This is a genomic window from Mycobacterium sp. UNC410CL29Cvi84 (genome assembly GCF_000686745.1).
Classification (GTDB): Bacteria; Actinomycetota; Actinomycetes; order Mycobacteriales; family Mycobacteriaceae; genus Mycobacterium; species Mycobacterium mucogenicum_B.
Genome location: NZ_JMLM01000018.1, coordinates 92,178 through 111,085, shown reverse-complemented (window position 1 = coordinate 111,085; position 18,908 = coordinate 92,178). Strand labels below are relative to the sequence as shown.

Annotated in this window: 16 protein-coding genes; 8 read left to right on the top strand and 8 right to left on the bottom strand. The window is 66.9% G+C overall.

Features of this window, described 5'->3' with window-relative positions; translation table 11 throughout:
- Window positions 1-557 precede the first annotated feature (557 nt).
- Genes BR47_RS0123065 through BR47_RS0123045 form a run of 5 tightly spaced genes read left to right on the top strand, consistent with a single transcriptional unit; the run spans window position 558 to window position 6,541 of the window.
- On the top strand, window positions 558-2,033 hold the full coding sequence (locus tag BR47_RS0123065) for a flavin-containing monooxygenase (protein ID WP_051634952.1): 1,476 nt from the start codon (window positions 558-560) through the stop codon (window positions 2,031-2,033).
- Window positions 2,034-2,047: 14 nt separating this feature from the next.
- A complete protein-coding gene (locus BR47_RS0123060) occupies window positions 2,048-3,025 on the top strand; it encodes an alpha/beta hydrolase (protein ID WP_029120918.1) in 978 nt (325 codons plus the stop codon).
- A gap of 53 nt (window positions 3,026-3,078) precedes the next feature.
- Complete coding sequence (locus BR47_RS0123055; protein ID WP_036427680.1) at window positions 3,079-5,925, top strand: AMP-binding protein; 2,847 nt, start codon at window positions 3,079-3,081, stop codon at window positions 5,923-5,925.
- A 33-nt stretch (window positions 5,926-5,958) separates the two neighbouring features.
- Window positions 5,959-6,225 carry a hypothetical protein gene (locus tag BR47_RS0123050; protein WP_036427679.1) on the top strand — a complete coding sequence of 89 codons (267 nt, stop codon included), beginning with the start codon at window positions 5,959-5,961 and terminating at the stop codon, window positions 6,223-6,225.
- A 19-nt stretch (window positions 6,226-6,244) separates the two neighbouring features.
- Complete coding sequence (locus BR47_RS0123045) at window positions 6,245-6,541, top strand: hypothetical protein (RefSeq protein WP_020103971.1); 297 nt, start codon at window positions 6,245-6,247, stop codon at window positions 6,539-6,541.
- Between the two features lie 9 nt (window positions 6,542-6,550).
- On the opposite strand, the gene BR47_RS0123040 is transcribed toward BR47_RS0123045, so the two are convergent.
- Together BR47_RS0123040 and BR47_RS31220 are read right to left on the bottom strand one after the other, a co-directional pair.
- Entirely contained in the window at window positions 6,551-8,308 is a 1,758-nt protein-coding gene (locus tag BR47_RS0123040; protein WP_029120915.1) for a SulP family inorganic anion transporter, read from the bottom strand.
- Complete coding sequence (locus tag BR47_RS31220) at window positions 8,305-9,354, bottom strand: sulfate ABC transporter substrate-binding protein (protein ID WP_036427678.1); 1,050 nt, start codon at window positions 9,352-9,354, stop codon at window positions 8,305-8,307. Before BR47_RS31220 ends, BR47_RS0123040 begins: the two co-directional genes overlap by 4 nt.
- Window positions 9,355-9,455: 101 nt before the next feature.
- Between BR47_RS31220 and BR47_RS0123030 the strand changes: the two genes are divergently transcribed.
- From BR47_RS0123030 to BR47_RS32240, 3 genes are all read left to right on the top strand, one after another.
- The gene (locus BR47_RS0123030; protein WP_029120914.1) at window positions 9,456-10,007 is read left to right on the top strand and encodes a hypothetical protein; all 552 of its coding nucleotides are present in this window, start codon (window positions 9,456-9,458) and stop codon (window positions 10,005-10,007) included.
- 76 nt (window positions 10,008-10,083) lie between these two features.
- On the top strand, window positions 10,084-11,013 hold the full coding sequence (locus tag BR47_RS0123025) for an LLM class F420-dependent oxidoreductase (RefSeq protein WP_029120913.1): 930 nt from the start codon (window positions 10,084-10,086) through the stop codon (window positions 11,011-11,013).
- A 6-nt stretch (window positions 11,014-11,019) separates the two neighbouring features.
- Entirely contained in the window at window positions 11,020-11,409 is a 390-nt protein-coding gene (locus BR47_RS32240; RefSeq protein ID WP_051634951.1) for a hypothetical protein, read from the top strand.
- On the opposite strand, the gene BR47_RS0123015 is transcribed toward BR47_RS32240, so the two are convergent.
- The 6 genes from BR47_RS0123015 to BR47_RS33585 all read right to left on the bottom strand — a co-directional run bounded on the left by BR47_RS0123015 (window position 11,406) and on the right by BR47_RS33585 (window position 18,727).
- Window positions 11,406-12,647, bottom strand: a complete 1,242-nt coding sequence (locus BR47_RS0123015) for a DUF445 domain-containing protein (protein WP_036421636.1) — start codon at window positions 12,645-12,647, stop codon at window positions 11,406-11,408. The two genes, BR47_RS32240 and BR47_RS0123015, sit on opposite strands and share 4 nt — an antisense overlap.
- Complete coding sequence (locus tag BR47_RS0123010) at window positions 12,647-13,279, bottom strand: Abi-alpha family protein (protein ID WP_020103964.1); 633 nt, start codon at window positions 13,277-13,279, stop codon at window positions 12,647-12,649. The genes BR47_RS0123015 and BR47_RS0123010 overlap by 1 nt, the downstream gene beginning before the upstream one ends.
- A 93-nt stretch (window positions 13,280-13,372) precedes the next feature.
- Window positions 13,373-14,887, bottom strand: coding sequence for a dynamin family protein (locus tag BR47_RS0123005; RefSeq protein WP_029120912.1), 1,515 nt, complete (start codon window positions 14,885-14,887; stop codon window positions 13,373-13,375).
- Window positions 14,884-16,725 carry a dynamin family protein gene (locus tag BR47_RS0123000; RefSeq protein WP_029120911.1) on the bottom strand — a complete coding sequence of 614 codons (1,842 nt, stop codon included), beginning with the start codon at window positions 16,723-16,725 and terminating at the stop codon, window positions 14,884-14,886. Before BR47_RS0123000 ends, BR47_RS0123005 begins: the two co-directional genes overlap by 4 nt.
- A 96-nt stretch (window positions 16,726-16,821) precedes the next feature.
- On the bottom strand, window positions 16,822-17,934 hold the full coding sequence (locus BR47_RS0122995) for an IniB N-terminal domain-containing protein (protein ID WP_020103961.1): 1,113 nt from the start codon (window positions 17,932-17,934) through the stop codon (window positions 16,822-16,824).
- Window positions 17,935-18,190: 256 nt separating this feature from the next.
- Window positions 18,191-18,727, bottom strand: a complete 537-nt coding sequence (locus BR47_RS33585) for an Rv0340 family IniB-related protein (RefSeq protein ID WP_029120910.1) — start codon at window positions 18,725-18,727, stop codon at window positions 18,191-18,193.
- Between the last annotated feature and the right edge of the window lie 181 nt (window positions 18,728-18,908).

The following is an 18,908-nucleotide window of genomic DNA, read 5'->3' as shown; positions in this document are numbered from 1 at the left end:
GCCCACCGACAAGATCAGCGACTGCTGACATCGCCTCATCGTCGACGGTTAGAGCACCTAAACAGAAGCGCCACAGCAGGATTGGGTTCCACCCCCAGGCGCATGGATCGTCGACGGTTAGGACAACTAGCCAACTCGGTCCGCGAACGCGGGACGCCAAGCAGCGAGCCCCCGAAACCTGCCAAGGCGCCGCGCCGGACGGCAGGACCGATTAGCCGCCCTAACCGTCGGGGATCGACCGGCCGGAGCCGGAGCCCTTTGGGATGGGCCGGAACGATTGCGGAGCCGACCTAACCGCCGAGGGTCCCAGACCCGTCCAGAGAACTTCGGGCGAAGCGACCGGGGCCGCAGGAGCGTCAAAGGACAGCTAGGCCACCTAAGCGTCGACGATCCACCGGCACCGCCACGATGGGACGAGGTAGGACCAACAAACCCGCCCGATTTACCCAGCCCACCTAAGCGTCGAGGCTGCTTTGCCGGGCCTGCGAAACCCGGCATGGACGACGCGGCACGGAATTAGAGTCAGGTACACCCGCCGGACCGGCAAAGGAGTGCCCATGACAACCACCGCTCCCATCGACGTCCTGGTCATCGGCGCCGGGATTTCCGGTATCGGAATGGCGTATCACCTCAAGACTTTTCGCCCGGGCACGTCGTTCATGGTGCTGGAGGGCCGAGACGCGATCGGCGGCACCTGGAGCCTGCACCAATACCCGGGCATCAGGTCCGACTCGGACATGCCGACCTTCGGCTTCGGCTTCAAGCCGTGGACGCACCGCAAGTCCATCGCCGACGGGCACATCATCCTGGATTACCTGCAGCAGACGGTCGAGGAGAACGACCTGGCCCGCCACATCCGGTTCGGCTACCACGTGGAATCTGCGAATTTCGACTCCCGGCAGGGACTTTGGACCGTCACGACCACCCACGACGGGCACACCGAGACGTTCACCTCGCGCTTCCTGTTCCTGGGCACCGGGTACTACGACTACGAGAACCCGTACATCCCCGACTTCCCCGGCCGCGAGGATTTCGAGGGCCCGGTGATCCACCCCCAACTGTGGCCGAAGGATCTGGACTACACGGGCAAGAACGTCGTCGTCATCGGTAGCGGCGCCACGGCCGTCACGCTGATCCCGAACATGGCCGACAAGGCCGCACACGTCACCATGCTGCAGCGGTCCCCTAGTTACGTGTTCTCGATACCGGCGTCCGACCCGATAGCCAACGTCCTCAACAAGGTCCTCGGCCACGAACGGGCGTACAAGATCGTCCGGCGCAAGAACATCTCGCTGAACCGCGGAATGTTCAAGATGTGTATGCGCTACCCGAAGCTGATGCGAAAGTTGTTGATCGCCAACGTGGCTCGACAGCTGCCCAAGAACTTCGACGTCGACACGCACTTCACCCCCAAGTACAACCCGTGGCAGCAACGCCTGGCCATGGTGCCCGACGGCGATCTGTTCAAGATGGTCTCGACGGGCAAGGCCTCGATCGTCACCGACCATATCGAGCGGTTCACCAAGCACGGCATCCTGCTGAAGTCCGGACAGGAGCTCACTGCCGACATCATCATCTCGGCGACCGGACTGAACATGGTCCCCTTCGGCAAGATCGAGCTGAGCGTCGACGGACACCTGCTGCATCTCCCCGACCTCACGGTCTACAAGGCCATGATGCTGTCCGGCGTGCCCAATTTCGCGTTCGCCGTCGGCTACACCAACATCGCCTGGACATTGAAGGTCGATCTGGTGTGCGAGCACTTCTGCCGGATGCTCGACTACATGGACGAGCACGGCTACGGCAAGGTGGTCCCGATCCTGGAGGACGGGACCATGGAACGAGTTCCGTTGCTGGACATGACGTCCGGCTACGTCCAGCGGGCCGTCGCGAAGTTTCCACGCGGCGGCACCTATGGCCCATGGGCGTTCAAGCACGCCTACGAAATGGATCAGGAGCGGCTGCGCAACGGGCCCATCGAAGATCCTGCGCTCGTCTTCACGCCCGCCGCCGCGCCGCTGTCCGTGGTCTGACCGAAGGAGCGATCATGACAACCGACTTCTTTTTCATCAGCCACGGCGAGCGTTGTGCCGCTACGCATCTGACCGCGCAGAGTGACGCGCTGACCGCCAACAGCGGGCGGCCGTGTGTGGTCATGGCCCACGGCTTCGGCGGTACCCGCGACTCCGGCCTCATGGCGTTCGCGGAGCCTTTCGCCGCCGCCGGCATGGACGTGGTGTTGTTCGACTACCGGGGCTTCGGCGATTCGGAAGGCGAACCACGCCAGTACATCTCGGTCAAGAAGCAACGGCAGGACTACCACGCCGCCATCGACGCCGCCCGCAATCTGCCGGGTGTCGACCGGGACCGCATCGCGCTGTGGGGCACGTCGTATTCCGGCGGGCATGCCATCGCCGTCGCCGCCGAAGATCAACGGGTGGCCGCGGTGGTATCCGTGTGTCCAGCCACCGACGGGATGGCTGCCCTGGTGCAGGGAGTGCGAGAGACGAGTGCCGGTCACATAGCGCGCATGGTGGCGCACGGACTGTTCGATGCCGCGGGGGCCCGGTTCGGCCGCAATCCCCACTACCTGCCGATCGCCGGACAGCCGGGAAGCGTCGCACCGCTCAGCACTCCGGGTTCCGAGGAGTCCTACCTCGCCTTGGCCGGCCCCACGTGGCGCAACGAGTTCGCGGCCCGCACCGTGCTGGAGGTCGCGTTCAACCGGCCGACCGTGCATGCCAGTGAGCTGGAGTGCCCGCTGCTGGTGCAGGTCGGCACCAATGACCGCATCGCACCGCCGGATGCGGCCAAAAAGGCCGCGAAGAAGGCGGGTTACCTCGCGCACCTGTGTGAGTACCCCATCGACCATTTCGATTTCTACGAAGAGCCGTGGCAACCGCAAGTCCTCGCCGACGAGGTCACCTTCCTGACCCGCGTCCTCGATCCGATCCGTTCGACCGACGTGCATTTGCGGTCGACCAACCCACCGGCACCGAGACTGGCGGTCAAACTGCCGTGGTGAACGCGTCCGCTTGGCATGATCTGCACCGAGTGTTGAGCGAAAGGGCCGACTGAATGTTCGACAGGGTTGTGGCGACGACTCGCAACTGGCTGGAAGTTGCTCGCTACGGCGGGTTGGAGACGGGCGAAGAACCGGCGCCGTACGACGTCGTCGCCCAGGGCCGCATCCACAAGCTGCGGCGCTACCGAACCAGCGGCGAGGCGGGCCGTCCCCAGGTGCTGCTGGTGCCGCCGCTGATGCTGACCGCCGACGTGTTCGACGTATCGCCGCAGGCCAGCGGCGTTCGGACCCTGATCGACAACGGCATCGACCCCTGGGTCATCGACTTCGGCTCGCCGGAGAAGGAAGCGGGCGGCCTGGAGCGCAACCTGGCTGATCACGTGCTGGCGGTCGATGCGGCCATCGATGAGATGGTCAACTTGACCGGCGGCGGCGTCCACCTCGCCGGCTACTCGCAGGGCGGCATGTTCTGCTACCAGACCTCGGCGTACCGGCGCAGTGTCGGCATCGCCAGCGTCATCACCTTCGGCAGCCCGGTCGATCTCAGCAAAACCGCCCCGATGGGTGTCCCCGCCGAAATCGCGATTCCCGGCATGGGGTTCGTGATGGAGAACGTGCTGCGCGGCCGGTCCGTGCCGGGCTGGGCGACGCGGCTGGGTTTCCAGCTGCTCGACCCCGTGAAAGCGGTGACGGGCCAGCTGCAGTTCCTGGCCGCTCTGCACGACCGCGATGCCCTGCTGCCGCGCGAAGGCCAGCGCCGCTACCTGATGAACGACGGCTGGGTGGCGTGGCCCGGCCCGGCACTCGCCGAATTCCTGCAGCAATTCCTGATGCACAACCGGATGCTGACGGGCGGATTCAGCATCGCCGGACGACCGGTGACGCTCGCCGACATCACCTCGCCGATCCTGGCGTTCGTCGGCGATGTTGACGAGATCGCCCCGCCGGCCTCGGTACGCGGAATTCTGGGTGCCGCACCACGCACAGATATCTACGAAAGCACTTTGCACGCAGGGCATTTCGGGTTGGTGGTGGGCAGTACCGCGACATCGCACACGTGGCCGCTGGTCGCCGACTGGATGCGGTTTGCCGAAGGCAAGGGCCCGCAGCCGGAGCACGTCACCAAGGTCGACACCGCGACCGCCGCCGCCGAAGCGGCGCCGGCCGGACCGGCCGAGGGCGTCCAGGCATTGATCGACGCCGGACGCATGGTCGCCGGCTCCGTCGCACGGTCGGTCGGGGACGTCCGCGGCATGTTCGGCACCGTGTCGCGTCAGATGCCCCGGTTGGCACGCATCCGGAGACTGGACGCGAACACCCGAATCTCGTTGGCACTCTTGTTCGATGAGCAGGCGCAGCACGCGCCCAACGACGTCAGCTTCATGTACGAGGACCGCAGCTACACCTACGGCGAGAACAAGGTCCGCATCGACGCGGTGGTGCGCGGCCTGCTCGCCGCGGGCGTGCGCGCCGGTGAGCACGTCGGTGTGTTGATGGGGACGCGCCCGTCGTCACTGGCGGTGGTGACGGCACTCAACCGCATCGGTGCCGTCGCCGTGATGCTCCGGCCCGGTGCCGATACCGCGCGTGAAGTCGAGCTCGGCAGGGTCAACCGCGTCATCGCCGACCCCGAACATTCCGAGGCCGACTTCGCCGGCCGGCCGCTGCACACATTCCTGTTGGACACCCCGTACCTCAACCGGGACCGCACCCTCACAGCCCTCGAGATCGGCGAGACCAACGCCGTGCGCATCCCCGACTGGTACCGCCCCAACCCGGGCCGTGCCGGCGAGCTCGCGTTCATCTTCTTCGGCGGCCCGGACGACGATCCCCGCCCCATCCGAGTCACCAACGGCCGCTTCGGTTTGTCGGCATACGGCACCGCGACGTCGGCGACGCTGAACAACTCCGACACCGTCTACTGCATCAACCCGATCTACCACACCTCCGGCCTGCTGACGGGCATCGGCGGCGCGGTCGCGGGCGGCAGTCGGCTGGCGATGGCCAAGGACCTGGACCCGACGACGTTCTGGACGGAAGTGCGCCGCTACGGCGTGACCATCGTCTGCTACACGTGGGCGCAGCTGCGGCCGCTGGTCAACGCCGCCCCGCAGCCCGCCGAGCGCAACCACTCGGTGCGCCTGTTCGTCGGCTCCGGCATGCCCCGCGGCCTGTGGCGCCGCGTGCTGGACCGGTTCGCGCCGGCCGGTGTTCTCGACTTCTGGTCCACCAGCGAGGGCGAGGCCATCCTGGCCAACGTCAACCCGGCCAAGCCCGGATCGCTGGGGCGACCGCTCCCCGGCAGCGCGACCGTCGAGGTCGTGCGATGGGATCCCGAAGCGCAGCAACTTGTTTCGGGCGCGGACGGTTACGCCATCCGGTGCGCCGACGACGAGACCGGCCTGCTGCTGGTGAAGATCAGCTCGGCCACCACCGCGTCGGCGCCGCCGCTGCGCAATCTGTTCGAGGCCGGCGACGCCTGGTTCTCCAGCGGCAGCCTGGTCAGCCGGGACGCCGACGGCGACTACTGGCTGATCGACTCGGTCGACACCCAGATCCGCACCGCCGACGAGGTGGTGGCGTCCCTGCCGATCACCGCGGCCCTCGGCAAGCTGCCCGCCGTCGACCTGGTGCACACCTATGGCGTCGCCGCCGACGACGCCGAAGTGGCGGTCGCGGCGCTGTCCCTGGTGGACGGGCAGGACGTCTCCGCCGGCGACTTGGACGAGGCACTCGCGAGTCTGCCGGCCGCGCAACGGCCGGCGTTCGTCCGCGTCGTCGACGAGGTGCCGATGACGCCGTGGCACCGCCCGGTCGCCGGGCCGCTGCGCCGCGACCCGCTGCCCCCGCCCGGCCGCTACTTCACCCGGACCGACGACGGTAGTTACAAGGAAAGCTGACACCAGCCTGACGAAGTCGTCAATAATCTTCACATGAAGAAAAGCGTTGCTGCAGTGCTGTTCCTGCTGGCGTCCGCGGCCGTGCCGGCCGTCGGCGCACCGGTCGCACACGCCGATGTGTGCGGCAGCGTCGGCGGTCGCCACGTCAGTGCGGGTGGCTGCACGAACATCGCCGGCGACGCGGCGGTGGCCGCGGCGGCTCCGGAGGACGCGGCCGCGCAGGCCGCCGCCGGCCGGCCGCCGTGCTACACCCCGGCCGGGGTGCCCTACTACACACCGGGTGACTTGCCTTGTAACTGAGGCCATTTAGGCTGACGGCATGCACAAGTCTCTGCAGCGTGCCGCCGTCATCGCCGCGGCCGCCTTGGCACCCATGGCCATCACCGCAGCGATCGCGCCGGCCGTCAGCAACGCGGACTGCGACAACGGCACCTGGTGGGACCCGGTGCAGAACCGGTGCCAGGCCCCGCTGGTGCAGAACTGTCCGGGCGGCTGGTGGGACCCGAACATCAACAGCTGCCGGCCGCCGGTCTCGACGACGCCGCTCGACTGCCGCGACGGCGCGTGGTGGGACCCGATCAACAACATCTGCCGTCCGCCGCTGCTGCCGCAGTAGCGGGTCCGGTCAGACCAGGTAGTACAGCTCGTCGTCGCTGCCGTCGCGACTGGGGACCAGCCGCGACTCCGCGTAGCGGACCGCCTTGAGCGTTGCCGAGAACTCCTTCTCCTCTTCCGGGAAGATGCGCTCGTCCGGGAACCAGTCGCGCAGCCCGACGTTGCTCAGGACGTCCAGGGTGTCGGGCCGAACGCCGGCCAGCAGGACGGTGACACCGAGCTCGGTCAGGTCGTGCAGGAACCGCTCGACACGCTCGATGCCGACCGCGTCGGGGTTGCGGGCACGTTTGAGCCGGAGCACCACGAATTGGGTGCCTTCGGCCTTGACCCGCTCGGTGAGCGCGTCCAGCGCGTGCTCGATTTCCGGTGCGGCACCGAAGAACAACTCTCCTTCGATGTCGTAGATGAGCACCGCCGGATTGTCCGGCTCGTCGCCGACCCGTTCTCGGACCACGCGTTCCGGCGTGACCACGAGCTCGGCGATCTTGAGCCTGGAGGCCCGCGGGACGAACAGCAGGATCGACAGCGCCACGCCGAGCAGCACCGCCTTGTCCAGGTCGACGACCACGCCGGTGATTGCCGTGACGATCACCAGACCGGCGTCGTAACGAGAGGCCCGGACGGTGTGCACCAGTCGTTGGAAATCGACCAGGCGAACCGCGGTCACCAACAGCAGACCGGCCAGCGCCGCCTTCGGGATGTAACTCAGCAGCGGCGCGAACAGCAGCAGTGCGCCGGCCACCGCCACCGACGCGATGACGCCGGAGAACCTGGTGGCCGCACCGGCCTGGAAGTTGATGGCCGACCGCGACAGCGAACCCGAACCGGGCAGGCTCTGGAAGAAGCCACCGGTGAGGTTGGCCAGGCCTTCCGCCAGAATCTGCCGGTTGTAGTCGATCTTCTGCTGTGTCTGGTGCGCAATGGCTTTCGCGATCGACAGCGCCTCGATCAAACCGATGAACGCGACCGCCAACGCGCCCTCCGACAGATGCGGCAGCCACTCCCAATGCACCACTGGAATGTGGAAGTCGGGCAGGCTGGCGGGAATCTTTCCGGTGATCGACACCGCGGTCTTGCCGCCGTGCCCGGGTGTCGACCAGCCCGAGAAGTAGGCGATCAGCGCCGCAATGACCAGCACGGCAAGCATGTCGATCTGCGGCCAGCCATAGCGCTGCACCAACTTTCGGAGCACCACGGCCGCGACGACGGCTGTGGCGCTCAGCACCACGGCCCGGTAGTTGATCGCGTCGCCGTGGAACAGCGTGAGGTAGGTGCGGTACAGCACCTGCATGTTGCCGTTGCCCCGGTCCTTGACGCCGAGCGCATTTCCCAACTGGCCCAAGGCAAGTAGGAACGCGGCTGCCGCCATGAACCCGACGATCACCGACTCGGAGATGTACCGGGTCAGGTCACCCAGCTTGAACACCGAGATCAGAATCTGGATGGTGCCCACCAGCACCGCGAGCAGGAACAGGGCCTCGAACAGTTCGGTGCGGTTCTCGGGATCGATGAACGCCAGCGAGCTGAACACCAACAGTGAGATGGCGCTGGTGGGTCCGTTGATCAGGTGCGACGACGAGCCGAATATCGACGCGATGAGGGTCACCACGATGGCCGAGAAGACACCGTATTTGGGGTCGACGCCGGCGATCAGGGCGTACGCCATGCCCTGTGGGAGAGCGATGGCGGCCACCGTCAGGCCGGCGATCAGATCACGCCGGGCGAGGGTGCGGTCGTAGTTGGTCTTCAGGTTCGAAAGCAGGCTCACGATCCCACCACCGTTCGCTGCGCAGGGATATGGATGGTGTCGACGATTCCGTTGTCGCCGAAGAACTTTTCGGCGGCGTCGTCCCAGTCCTTGGCGATCGCCGACACCGGGAACAGCGCGATGTCCGGCAGCTGGGCCCGATACTTGGCCTGAATCTGCGGGTTGATCGAGCGGTAGCCGTACTTCGCGATGACGTCCTGGGCGGGGTCGGTGAACAGGTAGTTCAGGTAGGCCTTTGCATAGACCTCGGTCTTCTTGCCGGCCACGTTCGCATCCACCCAGGCCACCGCGGGCTCAGCCTTGATGCTCACCGGTGGATACACGATCTGCAGCTCGTTGGGTGCCGCGGCCACCTCCCGGATGGCTTCGTTCTCCCACGTCAGGTGCACATCGCCGATCTTCTGCACGGCGAAGCTGGTGGCCGCGCCGCGCGCGCCCTCATCGGCGACAGCGACATGCTTGAACAACGCCGCCAGGTAGTCGTGGGCCGCGGCCTCGGAGCCGCCACGGGTCGTCACCGAACCCCACCCGGCCAGCACGCTGAGCTTGCCGTTGCCCGACGTGCGCGGGTCCGGGGTCACCACCGAGACATCGCCCTTGACCAGATCAGGCCAGTCGTGGACGTTCTTCGGGTTGTCCTTGCGAACCACGAACACGATGGTCGACGTATAGGGGACCGAGTTGTTGGGCAGCCGGTGCTGCCAGTCCTTGGCGATCAGCCCGCGCTTGGCCAGCTTGTCGACGTCACTGACCAATGCCAGCGAGACGACACCGGCTTTCGACGTACCGTCGATGACGTTGCGCGCCTGCCGGCCGGATCCGCCGTGCGACTGAGCGATGTCGACCGTGACGCCGGACTGCTTGCGGTACTCCGCGACGAACTGCGGGTCCAGCGCCGCGTACAGCTCGCGCGTCGGGTCGTACGACACGTTCAACAGTGCATCCGGCGATGAACCGTGAATGTTCTTGAACCCGATCAGAACTCCGGCCACCGCGATGGCGACGACGCCGACCACACCGAGCGGGGATATGTGTTTTCTGCTCATCGCCACCTCTGTTCACTACGGAAGATCGACGTTAGGCAGCAGGACGCGCCGGGGCAGCGGTCTGGATCAGCGCGATCAGATCTCCCGTAGCCTGATGGCCGATGAACCACACACGGCTCACCATGTCTGCTACCGCTGCGCTGGCGGCCGCGCTGCTCGCCGGCTGCGACAGCACCACCACCGGGAACCCGCAGTCCGGACCGGCCGGTGGCCTGTCGACCGCCACGTCCACCAGCACACCCACACCGAGCGAGAAGGCGATCCGCCCGGTTCCGGTGAGCCCCCTCCCCGCACCGAGCGCCGCGCCGCCGACCGCGCAGGCGCTCGCTCCGCAGAACGGCTACGTCTTCATCGCGACCAAGTCCGGCCAGACCCGGTGCCAGCTCAGCAAGACCGAAGTCGACTGTGAGTCGGCGTTCACCAACCCACCCAAGGTCAACGGGGAGAGCGCAAACGGCGTCCGGGTCACCACTGACGGCAAATTGTCTTGGGTGGTGGGCAATCTCGGCGCCATCCCGACCGTCACCCTGGACTACCAGACGTACTCGGCGGTGGGTTGGACCATCCTCGCGGGGGCCGAAGGCACCCGCTTCGCCAATGCCGCGACGGGCCATGGGATGTTCGTCTCGACGGCGGGTGTGAAGGCGTTCTGACACAGCCGTACGACGATCAAGCGGCGAGGAACGAGCCGCGATGAGGAGTGCGGCGAGACGGCCTAGGCTGGGCGGCATGGACTTCCGGGTATTCGTCGAACCGCAGCAGGGTGCCACCTACGCCGACCAGCTCGCCGTCGCTCAGACCGCCGAAAGGCTCGGCTACTCAGCGTTTTTCCGCTCCGACCACTACCTGGCCATGGCCGGCGACGGGCTGCCCGGCCCCACCGACTCGTGGGTGACGCTCGGCGGCATCGCGCGGGAGACGAGCACCATCCGGCTCGGCACCATGGTCACCTCCGCGACGTTCCGCTACCCCGGCCCGCTCGCCATCGCCGTCGCGCAGGTCGACGAAATGAGCGGGGGCCGTGTGGAATTGGGCCTCGGCGCCGGGTGGTTCGCCGAAGAGCACGAGGCCTACGCCATCCCGTTCCCCAGCCTCGGCGAACGCTTCGACCGGCTGGAAGAACAGCTGCAGATCATCACCGGCTTCTGGGACACCCCGGTCGGCGAGCAGTTCGACTTCGCCGGCACGCACTACACCGTCAAGAACTCTCCGGCACTGCCCAAACCGGCACAGGCCCACCCGCCGGTGATCATCGGCGGCGGCGGCGCCAAGCGGACCCCGGCGCTCGCCGCCCGGTTCGCCTCCGAATTCAACATCCCGTTCGTCGACATCGACACCCTGACCACTCAGTTCGGCCGGGTACGGGAGGCCGTCGACGCGGCCGGCCGGGCACCCGAAAGCATCACGTACTCGGCGGCTTTCGTGTTGTGCGCGGGCAAAGACGAGGCGGAGATCGCCCGCCGGGCCGCCGCCATCGGCCGCGAGGTCGACGAGATGCGCGGCAACTCCCCCACTGTCGGCACACCGGCCGAGATCGTCGACAAGCTGGCGCCGTTCGTCGCGGCCGGGGTCGAGCGCATCTATCTGCAGGTGCTGGACATGGCCGACCTCGACCACATCGAGTTCTTCAGCACGGAGGTCATTCCCCAGCTACGCTGACCGGCCATGACCGAGCGGCCGTGGCACGAGCGCACCCCGCATGTCGTCGGCGCCAGCCTGGCCGCGCTCGCCGCGATCGCACTGCTGTATTTCGCGGGATCGTGGCTGGTGCGGCACAACAACCAACCGCAGCCGCCGCCGGTGCCCGTCATCGTGGATGAGTCCGGCCACCCGTCGACCACGGCGGTCACCACGAGCACGCCGACGTCCACCAGCTACTCGTCAGTGACTCCGTCGACCACGGACATCGACGTGCCGCCCACGACGGATACGACGACGACGTCTCCCACGTCCACGCCGTCAGGTGACAGCACGACCACCAGCCGCACCCCGAAGACGTCGACGTCGATCACCCAGTCCCGGCGCACCCACCCGCCGGGACCGCGCCCGCACTAGTGCGTGAAGAACTCGATCATCAGCACCTGGAGTTCACCGACGCAGCCACCGAGGATGGCGCCGATGGCGACCATCAACGGTTCGTCGTCCTTGAACACCGGCCGCAGAATCGACTCGTACTCCTCGTTGCTGAGCTGATTCATCTTCTCGATGATCGTCTGTTCCAGATCGATCTTGCTCATGGCGTAGTCCTGCGCGTCCAGCAGCGTGGCGGGCAGCCGCTCGACGACGAGATCGACGACCCGGTCTTTCAGCGCGTTGTACTTCGACGTGCCGACCGCGAACTTCACGACGGTGCCGGTCCAACCGCCGATCTCGTTGTCGATGGCGGCCTCGACCTCACGCGCGATCATGGCGAACAGCTTGTCGGCGCCGGGACCTTTGAGGATGCCGTCGAACAGGATGTCCGGTGCGAACAGGTCCTCGGAGAGGATGCGCGCGTAGTCGGCGGTGATCTTCTCGCGCTGGGCGTGCAGCAGCCCCTGGAACTTGATGAAGCCCAGGTACTTCGTCGGCTTGATGGGCCGGAACAGCATGTTGAGTGCGATGTAGTCGCTGATCAGACCGATACCGAAGCCGAAGGCCGGCATGATCCACGGCAGTTTGAAGATGGCCCACACGAACATCTGCGCGGTACCGATGATCAGGCCGAAGTAGATGCCGCTGCGCCGCACGAACGCCATGGCGTCGTCGGACAGGCCACGCATCAGCTTGTTGAGCTTCTCTTTGTTGCGCACCAGCGTGGTGACCGCGAGGAACTGCAGGTCGACGAACCGGCTGAGGTCCGACTGCATCTCGTTCAGCATCTTCTCGGTGATGCGCGGCGCCTGGGAGTGGATGCGGTTGAGGATCGCCTGGCGCCCGGCCTCGGGCAGGGAATCCCACAGGCCCGGACGAATTTCCTCGGCGACGTCGCGCGCGATGTCGTTGATCGACGCCGACAGCGGTTCGCGCAGCACCTCGACGGCCTCTTTGGCGTCGATCCGGGACAGCAGTTCCTCGGGTTTGAGCAGATTCGCGGTGAGCAGCTCGATGGTGGTGGAGCCGACCTTGCCGGCCCGTCGCGGGATGATGCCCTGCCAGCCGATGGGACCGATGCCCTTGAACTCCAGCGGCCGGTAGATCATCTCCATCGCCACGATCTTGGTGCTCCAGCCGACGAAGGCGGCCACCAGCGGCATGGAGAAGTAGATGATCCAGTGCTCGCGGAAGTCGAGCAGGATCTCGGTCAAGGACATCAGCGCCACCCGTTCTGGTCGTCCTCCGCGGTGGCGGCGGCCCACAGCGATCGGCCCAGCGGCGACAGCGTCAAGGTCAGCTTCTCCACCTTGGCGGGCAGCGGACCCTTAGACGCGGCCTTGATCGCGTTGAGGACGATGGTCTCAGCCATCAGCACCTCGTACTCGGTTTTCAGCGCAGAATCCTCCGGACCGATCTCCACGAGGCGCAGCGCCAGCAAATGCCCGACGTACTGCGGCGTCATCTGCGGGAGGGCGACGTTCGCGGTCCGGCCGACCAGTGCCGCGTTCTCCAGAACCGGCTTGCGGGTCCGGTCGTAGACGTTGACCAAGGGCGAGACGGAGCCGTCGGACAGGGCGCCGACGATGCGCGCCTCGTCGGCCACCAACTGATCGAGCAGATGGTGGTACAGCTCGGTCTGGCTGCCGGCGGTGTTCTGGTCGAGCGCCCGGTTCAGCAGCTGGCTCATCTTGGAGTTGAGCGACTCTTCGGCGGGCGCCTCAGTGGGCGCCGAGACGACGTCGTCATCACTGTCTTCCGGTTCCAGTTCGTTGAGGCCTTTGCGCAGCGCGCCGACGATCTGTTGCTCGGTCCAGCTGTAGACGTCCAGACCGAGTCGAGCGGCGTCCACCGCGCGTCCTACCAGGCCGAAAGGGTCAAACGATTGAGCCACCCGCAAACGGTAGCCGCGCGGGGTACCAAATTGCCAACGATCTCGAATATCTCACCTTCCCTGCGCCGCATAGTCGGCGACCAGGGCCTCGGCACTGCGCACGGCGGCCCGGCAGGCGCGTGCGGTGAAGGGGTCGTTGAGCGGATGATCGGCCCGGCGGCGCCACCGCTGCACCGCCGCGAACGCCGCCCGCGGGCCGTCGTACGGCGCATCGTTGCTCAGCCCGAGCCGGCTGGCCGCGTCGGTCCCCGAGCCCCCGATGATGCGGCGCAGCGAGGCCATCTCGTCGTCGTTCAATGTGGTTGGCCGGGAACGTAATTGACCGAGCAGTCGCAATTCTTCGAAGGCGTGCGTGTCGGCCAGCAGGGGATCGACGTCCGCCAGGATGAACGGCGTCGCGTAGATGGGATTGGCCTCCACGAAGCGCCGCAGCGAGCGCAACGCGGTGTGCGCCTTGAGCATGTCGGCGCGCTGCGCGAACTGCTGATCGATGACGTCGCGCAGGGCCACCAGTCCGCTGCGGTCCAGCAGTTCGTCGGCCAACCCCTGGGAGTCGGTGACGCCGGCGCGCAGCACCGCGATCGCGATCCGGATGCCGAACATGCCGAACCGGTCCAGCAGCGCGGCCCGGGTGATGGCGTCCACCGGCAGCGAATCATCCTGTCGGGCAAAGCGATCGGCAGACAGCATGGCCTTGGTCAGGGCCGTCGCGCCGTCACCGTCCAGGGCGGCCAGCTTCTGCAGCGCCGTGAATTCGCTCTGCTGCAAGGTGCGCGCGGTCAGCGCCAGCAGCCCCGACACCGGAACGACGGCCTGGCACACGCCGGTCCGGTCCAGCTCCGACGTGAATCGGGTGGCCACCTCACGGGCCGACATCATGGCGTCGATGCGTCCGGCCCCGATCTCGTCGGCGCGCGACGCGACGCCGATGACGCCGAGGGCGCCCGAGCCGCTGCCGACGAGTTCCCCGATCTGCTTGAGCAGCGCGATGTCTGGCGCGTTGAGGGTGCGCAGCAGGAAGACGACGGCGTCGACCCGCGGGACGCCGTCACGCGGCACCAGCAGTTGCAGCGTGCGGTCGGAGACGTCACGTGACAGCGACGAGGTGCCCGGCGTGTCGATGATGGTCGTCTGTTCCAATTCCGCTGCGGGCCACTGCACGTCGAGGTCGACGATGTCTCCCACGTTGGCGGCGCCCTGCGCCCCGGAATACCGCGCCAGGTCGAAGGTGAGCCCGTCACCGCGCGTGATCGGCACGTCGGTGCGGCGGCCGTCCCGATGGTTCGCGGTGACCCGGGGCGTGGCGCCGTGCCGGAACCAGGTGACCAGGCGGGTGGCCTCGGTGGCGTCGGTGGGCGCAATCTCTTCGCCCACAAGCGCATTCACCAGTGTCGACTTGCCGGCTTTGAGGGTTCCGGCCAGGGCGATGCGGATCGGCTGATCGAGCCGGCGGCCGATCCAGTCCAGCTCGGCGAGGGCCTGCGGCCGGTGCTGGTAGACGGGGTCGGACCGGTAGGCCGAGATGACGCCGCCCAGGATGGCGCGGACGCGTGCGCTTGTGCTCACTGGGCGAGTGCGGGAGTCAGTTTCACGGTGTTCTCGAGGACCTGGCGCAGAATGTTCAACTGCCGCTCCAGTTCCCGCACGCGGTTGTCGCGCTCGCCCGCTTCGATCTGCGCCGCCGCGAGGGTTGCCTGCAGCGATTCGTTGAGCGAGCGGGTGGTCTGATTGGCGATGCCACGGTAGTGATCACGCAAGTGCCGCTGGATGTTTCGCAACCGGTCGCGGGACTCCTTGCCGACGGCGAACGACACGTCGTCGACGAACCGGCGGACGTTCATCTTCGCCTCGCCGCGCACGCGCAGCATGCGGTTCTCCATGTCCTCCTTGTAGGCCTTGCGGCCCAGCACCAGTCCGGCGCCCAGCGACAGCGGGTTGAACATGCCCAGCCCGGCGAACGAGGTCAGCATGCCGAACATCAGCACACCACCGTAGGACCCGCGCATCCCGGTGATGACCTTGTGCCCGGCGCGGATCGGCTCGGACTCCAGCCGCGCCACGGGGTTGAACTCACCCAGCCCGGCGCCCATGTCGCGGGCCCGGACCTCGGCCAGTTCGACCGAATCCAGCCCGGCCTCGACGAATGTGCGGGCCACCTCCGCGGCGAGGGCCTCGGCGCGCTGGTGCGCCCAGACGAAGTTGTCGCCGACAGCCGTGGCGACCACGTTCTCCAGCTCGGCGCCGATCTCGGCCCAGTGCTGGGTGGGATCGCAGCCGTCGATGATGCGCTCGGTGTGCGCGGTGATGTTGCGGAAGCGGTTGCGCAGGTCGTGGTCGACGTCGGCGGTCAGGTCGGCGATGCCGTCGTTGAGCACCTGCTGCCACAATGCGGTCTGCTGCAACGCATTCTGGGCGTCTTCCTTCTTCTGCTCGAGCTCGGCCTTGATGCGCTCGATCTTCTCGGGGTCGTTGATCGCCGCCAGTTCGGTCGACACCGCCAGGGTGAGATGTTCTGCGGCCGCGTGGATTTCGGTGACCACCTGGTCCTTGATCCGGTCGTTCTCGCGGCCGAGCACCTTGTCGGTGAGGAACTTGATGATCGCCGGGAAGTTGGACTCGTCGTTGAGTTCCTTGTCGTTCAGCGCCAGCGCGTGGGTGCGCAGCGCCGAGGACACCGGAACCACCGGAACGTTCAGCCGCGCGCGCTGCAGGTGCGCGGCGTTGGCCGCGACGATCTCCCGCCAGTGCGGGTACAGGTCGGTCTTGGTGGCGACAATCGTTGCCACCGGGCAGATTTCGAGGGCCTGCCGGATGAACGTGAGCTCGGGCTCGGTGAACTCCTGACTGGTGTCACTGACCATCAGGAGGGCGTCGGCATCAGGCAACAGGCCGAGCGTCGCCGACAGGTGCGGCTGCCCCAGCCCGCCGACGCCGGGGGTGTCGACGAAGGTGAGGCCGCCCTTGAGCATCGGGCTCGGCGCCGCGACTTCGACGCGCAGCACCTGGCGGCCCTGCGCCTGCGGGGCGTGGCGCAGATCGGCCGACAGCTGGTTGGGCGGAATGGCGACGACGGACGGGTCGCCCCCTTCCTGCGCGGACGCCAGCACGAGTTCGGCGGCCGCCGCATCGCCGTAGTGGACGACGGTGGTGAGCACGGTGCTCTCGTCGTCACCGACGCGGGCGACCGGCATGTTCAGCAACGAGTTCAGCAACTGGCTCTTGCCCTGCTTGAGCTGTCCGGCGATGACCACCCGGATCTGTGGATCGCTGATCCGGGTCTTGGCCGCCAGCAACCGCTGCGCCAGGTCGTCGCGGTCGTTGAGGCCTGCGATCCGGCTGGTGTGGTCGATCAACTCGACGATCACCGCGACCGGGCGCGGGTTCGCCTCGTTCGGCTGCGTCACTGGGCTCTCCTCGACTGCATTGTCACTGTCTAACGGTATGCGCAAACATCCGGCGGGGCCTGCAAGTGGCCCCGCCGGACGGTTTGTCGCGATCGATCAGTGCATGTGCGGATCGACGTGGGTGGTGTGGCTGAAATCGGTGGTGGTGTGGGTTTCGGTCGGTGCGTAGGTGTTCATGCTCGCCTCGTGCACCGAGTTGTCGGCAACCGTGCTGTGGACCGAGTTGTCGGAGCTCAGCTCGGTGTGGGTGGTGTTCCCGCTGCCGATGTTGGTGTGGGTGCTGTTGCCGCTACCGATGCTGGTGTTGGCCGTGTTCCCGCTGTTCAGGCTGGTGTTGACGGTCGAGGAGTGCGACGAGTCGTCGATGACGCTCTTGTTGCCGCTGCCCAGGTCGCCACCGACCGTGGTCTGGTTGCCACCGACGTGCGTCGACGAGGTGTTGCCGTCGTTGATCACGATGTTGCCGCCGCTGCCACCGCTGCCGCCGCTCGCGTGGCCGCCACCGATCAGGCCGCCGCCGGCGCTCGCGCCGCCGCCGTTGCCGCCACCGGTGTTGACGTCGTTGACCACCGGGCCGGAGTTGCCCTGGATGATGTGGCCGCCCGCGGTCTGCGAGTTGTCGGTCGCGTGGTTGCCGGTGCCGACGATCACCGGCGAGTGGCTGCCGGTCAGGATGTCGCCGTTGGTGACGGTGTTGCCGTCGCCCTGCACGGCGCCCTTGCCGCTGGCGATGTCACCGTGGTTGTTGCCCGCGATGTTGACACCGCCGTCGCCCTGCTGGACGTGGCTGCCACCGAGGGTGATGTCACCGAAGCCCAGGTTGAAGGCACCCTGCTGGGCGTTGGCGCCGGCGTGCTGCTCGGGGCTCAGCACCGGGATGTCGTTGCCACTGGCGATCGGCACGTTGTTGTGGCTGGCGAAGTCCGTCTGGTTCCGGCTGGCGAACTCGGGGGCGAAGGAGGTCTGCGGGGAGAACGGCGAGGACATGCTGTAGTAGTCCGAAACCGCGTTCTGCAGGCCGACGACCGGGTCGCCGCCACCGAGGACCACGCCGGCCGGGACGGCGCTGGCGGCCACCGAGGCGAGCTGCGCGGAGGTGACACCGGCGAGGCCGGCGTCGCGCATGGTCTGCTCCGGGTTCGCGACGAACGAGCTCGCGATGGTCGGGAAGCGGAAGAGGTCGATGATGAATTCGATCAGGCTGGTCATTGGAGTCCCTTTCGTTGGGGTGTTGCTCTTTGGAAGTTCTTCTCGCCGCTGTCCGGCGAACTGAGAACAACGTTAGGGGCCGTCAAGGGCCGTGCAAACGGGGCAACCACCCCTACCCCCAATGAAACTTAGTGGGGTATCCAAGCTCCCCCTATTAGGGGATTAGGGGATGGCTAGGGTGTTTGCTGAGTGCGCGGTCAGAAACAGAAAACGCCGGTGGCCATGGCGGCCACCGGCGTTTGTCGGGATGAGTGGGTCAGCTGAAGAAGTCGAAGCCCTGGTGGTGTTCGACGCCGGCAGACGGGTCTGCGGTATCGACGGAGTGCCAGTCGAGCGCACCCGGATCCGACAGCTCGCCGGCATCGACGACCGGGACGTCGCTGTGCAGGCCGAGGTCGTCGGACACCGCGAGCTCGGGGACGGCGGTGTGGTCGGGCAGAGCCGGTCCACCGTCGAATCCTCCCAGGTCAGGGTCGGAAATGATCTGCGGTGACACCACCGTCGGCACGTGCGTGTCGAAGGCATCGAAGGCGTCGAACGCCGCGGTGGCAGCGCCGCTGGTCCAGACGTTGACGCCGGGATCGTCGAAGCCGGCGGTTGGCACGCCACCCGCCGCGGCGGACACTGTGCCCAGGGACTCGGACACCACCGGGATCAGGTGCGCGACATCCGCCGTGGTGACGCCGGTGAGATTGGCGTCGGCGATGGCACCGGCGGGGTCGGCGGCGTAGTGCGCAGCCACGTCGGGGTCACGCACCACCGACATGACGAAATCCAGTAGCGGATTTGCCACGGCAGCTACTCCTTCCGTCGATTCGACATTTCGGGTCTTACAACAGGTAGACCCCTTGATAACTATTTCGATGCTATCGCCGATATAGCTCCCAGAGATCGGTGCTGACCCCAGCACCCGACACCATCCGTTAGGGGCACTCCCGTTAGGGATTCACCAATCGTTAGGGGATTGTGTCCCA

Coding starts and splice junctions, on each gene's coding strand:
- BR47_RS0123065 (WP_051634952.1), top strand. CDS start 558: ATGACAACCACCGCTCCCATCGACGTCCTGGTCATCGGCGCCGGGATT.
- BR47_RS0123045 (WP_020103971.1), top strand. CDS start 6,245: ATGCACAAGTCTCTGCAGCGTGCCGCCGTCATCGCCGCGGCCGCCTTG.
- BR47_RS31220 (WP_036427678.1), bottom strand. CDS start 9,354: ATGAGCAGAAAACACATATCCCCGCTCGGTGTGGTCGGCGTCGTCGCC.
- BR47_RS32240 (WP_051634951.1), top strand. CDS start 11,020: ATGACCGAGCGGCCGTGGCACGAGCGCACCCCGCATGTCGTCGGCGCC.
- BR47_RS0123025 (WP_029120913.1), top strand. CDS start 10,084: ATGGACTTCCGGGTATTCGTCGAACCGCAGCAGGGTGCCACCTACGCC.
- BR47_RS0123060 (WP_029120918.1), top strand. CDS start 2,048: ATGACAACCGACTTCTTTTTCATCAGCCACGGCGAGCGTTGTGCCGCT.
- BR47_RS0123015 (WP_036421636.1), bottom strand. CDS start 12,647: ATGTCCTTGACCGAGATCCTGCTCGACTTCCGCGAGCACTGGATCATC.
- BR47_RS0123055 (WP_036427680.1), top strand. CDS start 3,079: ATGTTCGACAGGGTTGTGGCGACGACTCGCAACTGGCTGGAAGTTGCT.
- BR47_RS0123030 (WP_029120914.1), top strand. CDS start 9,456: ATGAACCACACACGGCTCACCATGTCTGCTACCGCTGCGCTGGCGGCC.
- BR47_RS0122995 (WP_020103961.1), bottom strand. CDS start 17,934: ATGACCAGCCTGATCGAATTCATCATCGACCTCTTCCGCTTCCCGACC.
- BR47_RS0123050 (WP_036427679.1), top strand. CDS start 5,959: ATGAAGAAAAGCGTTGCTGCAGTGCTGTTCCTGCTGGCGTCCGCGGCC.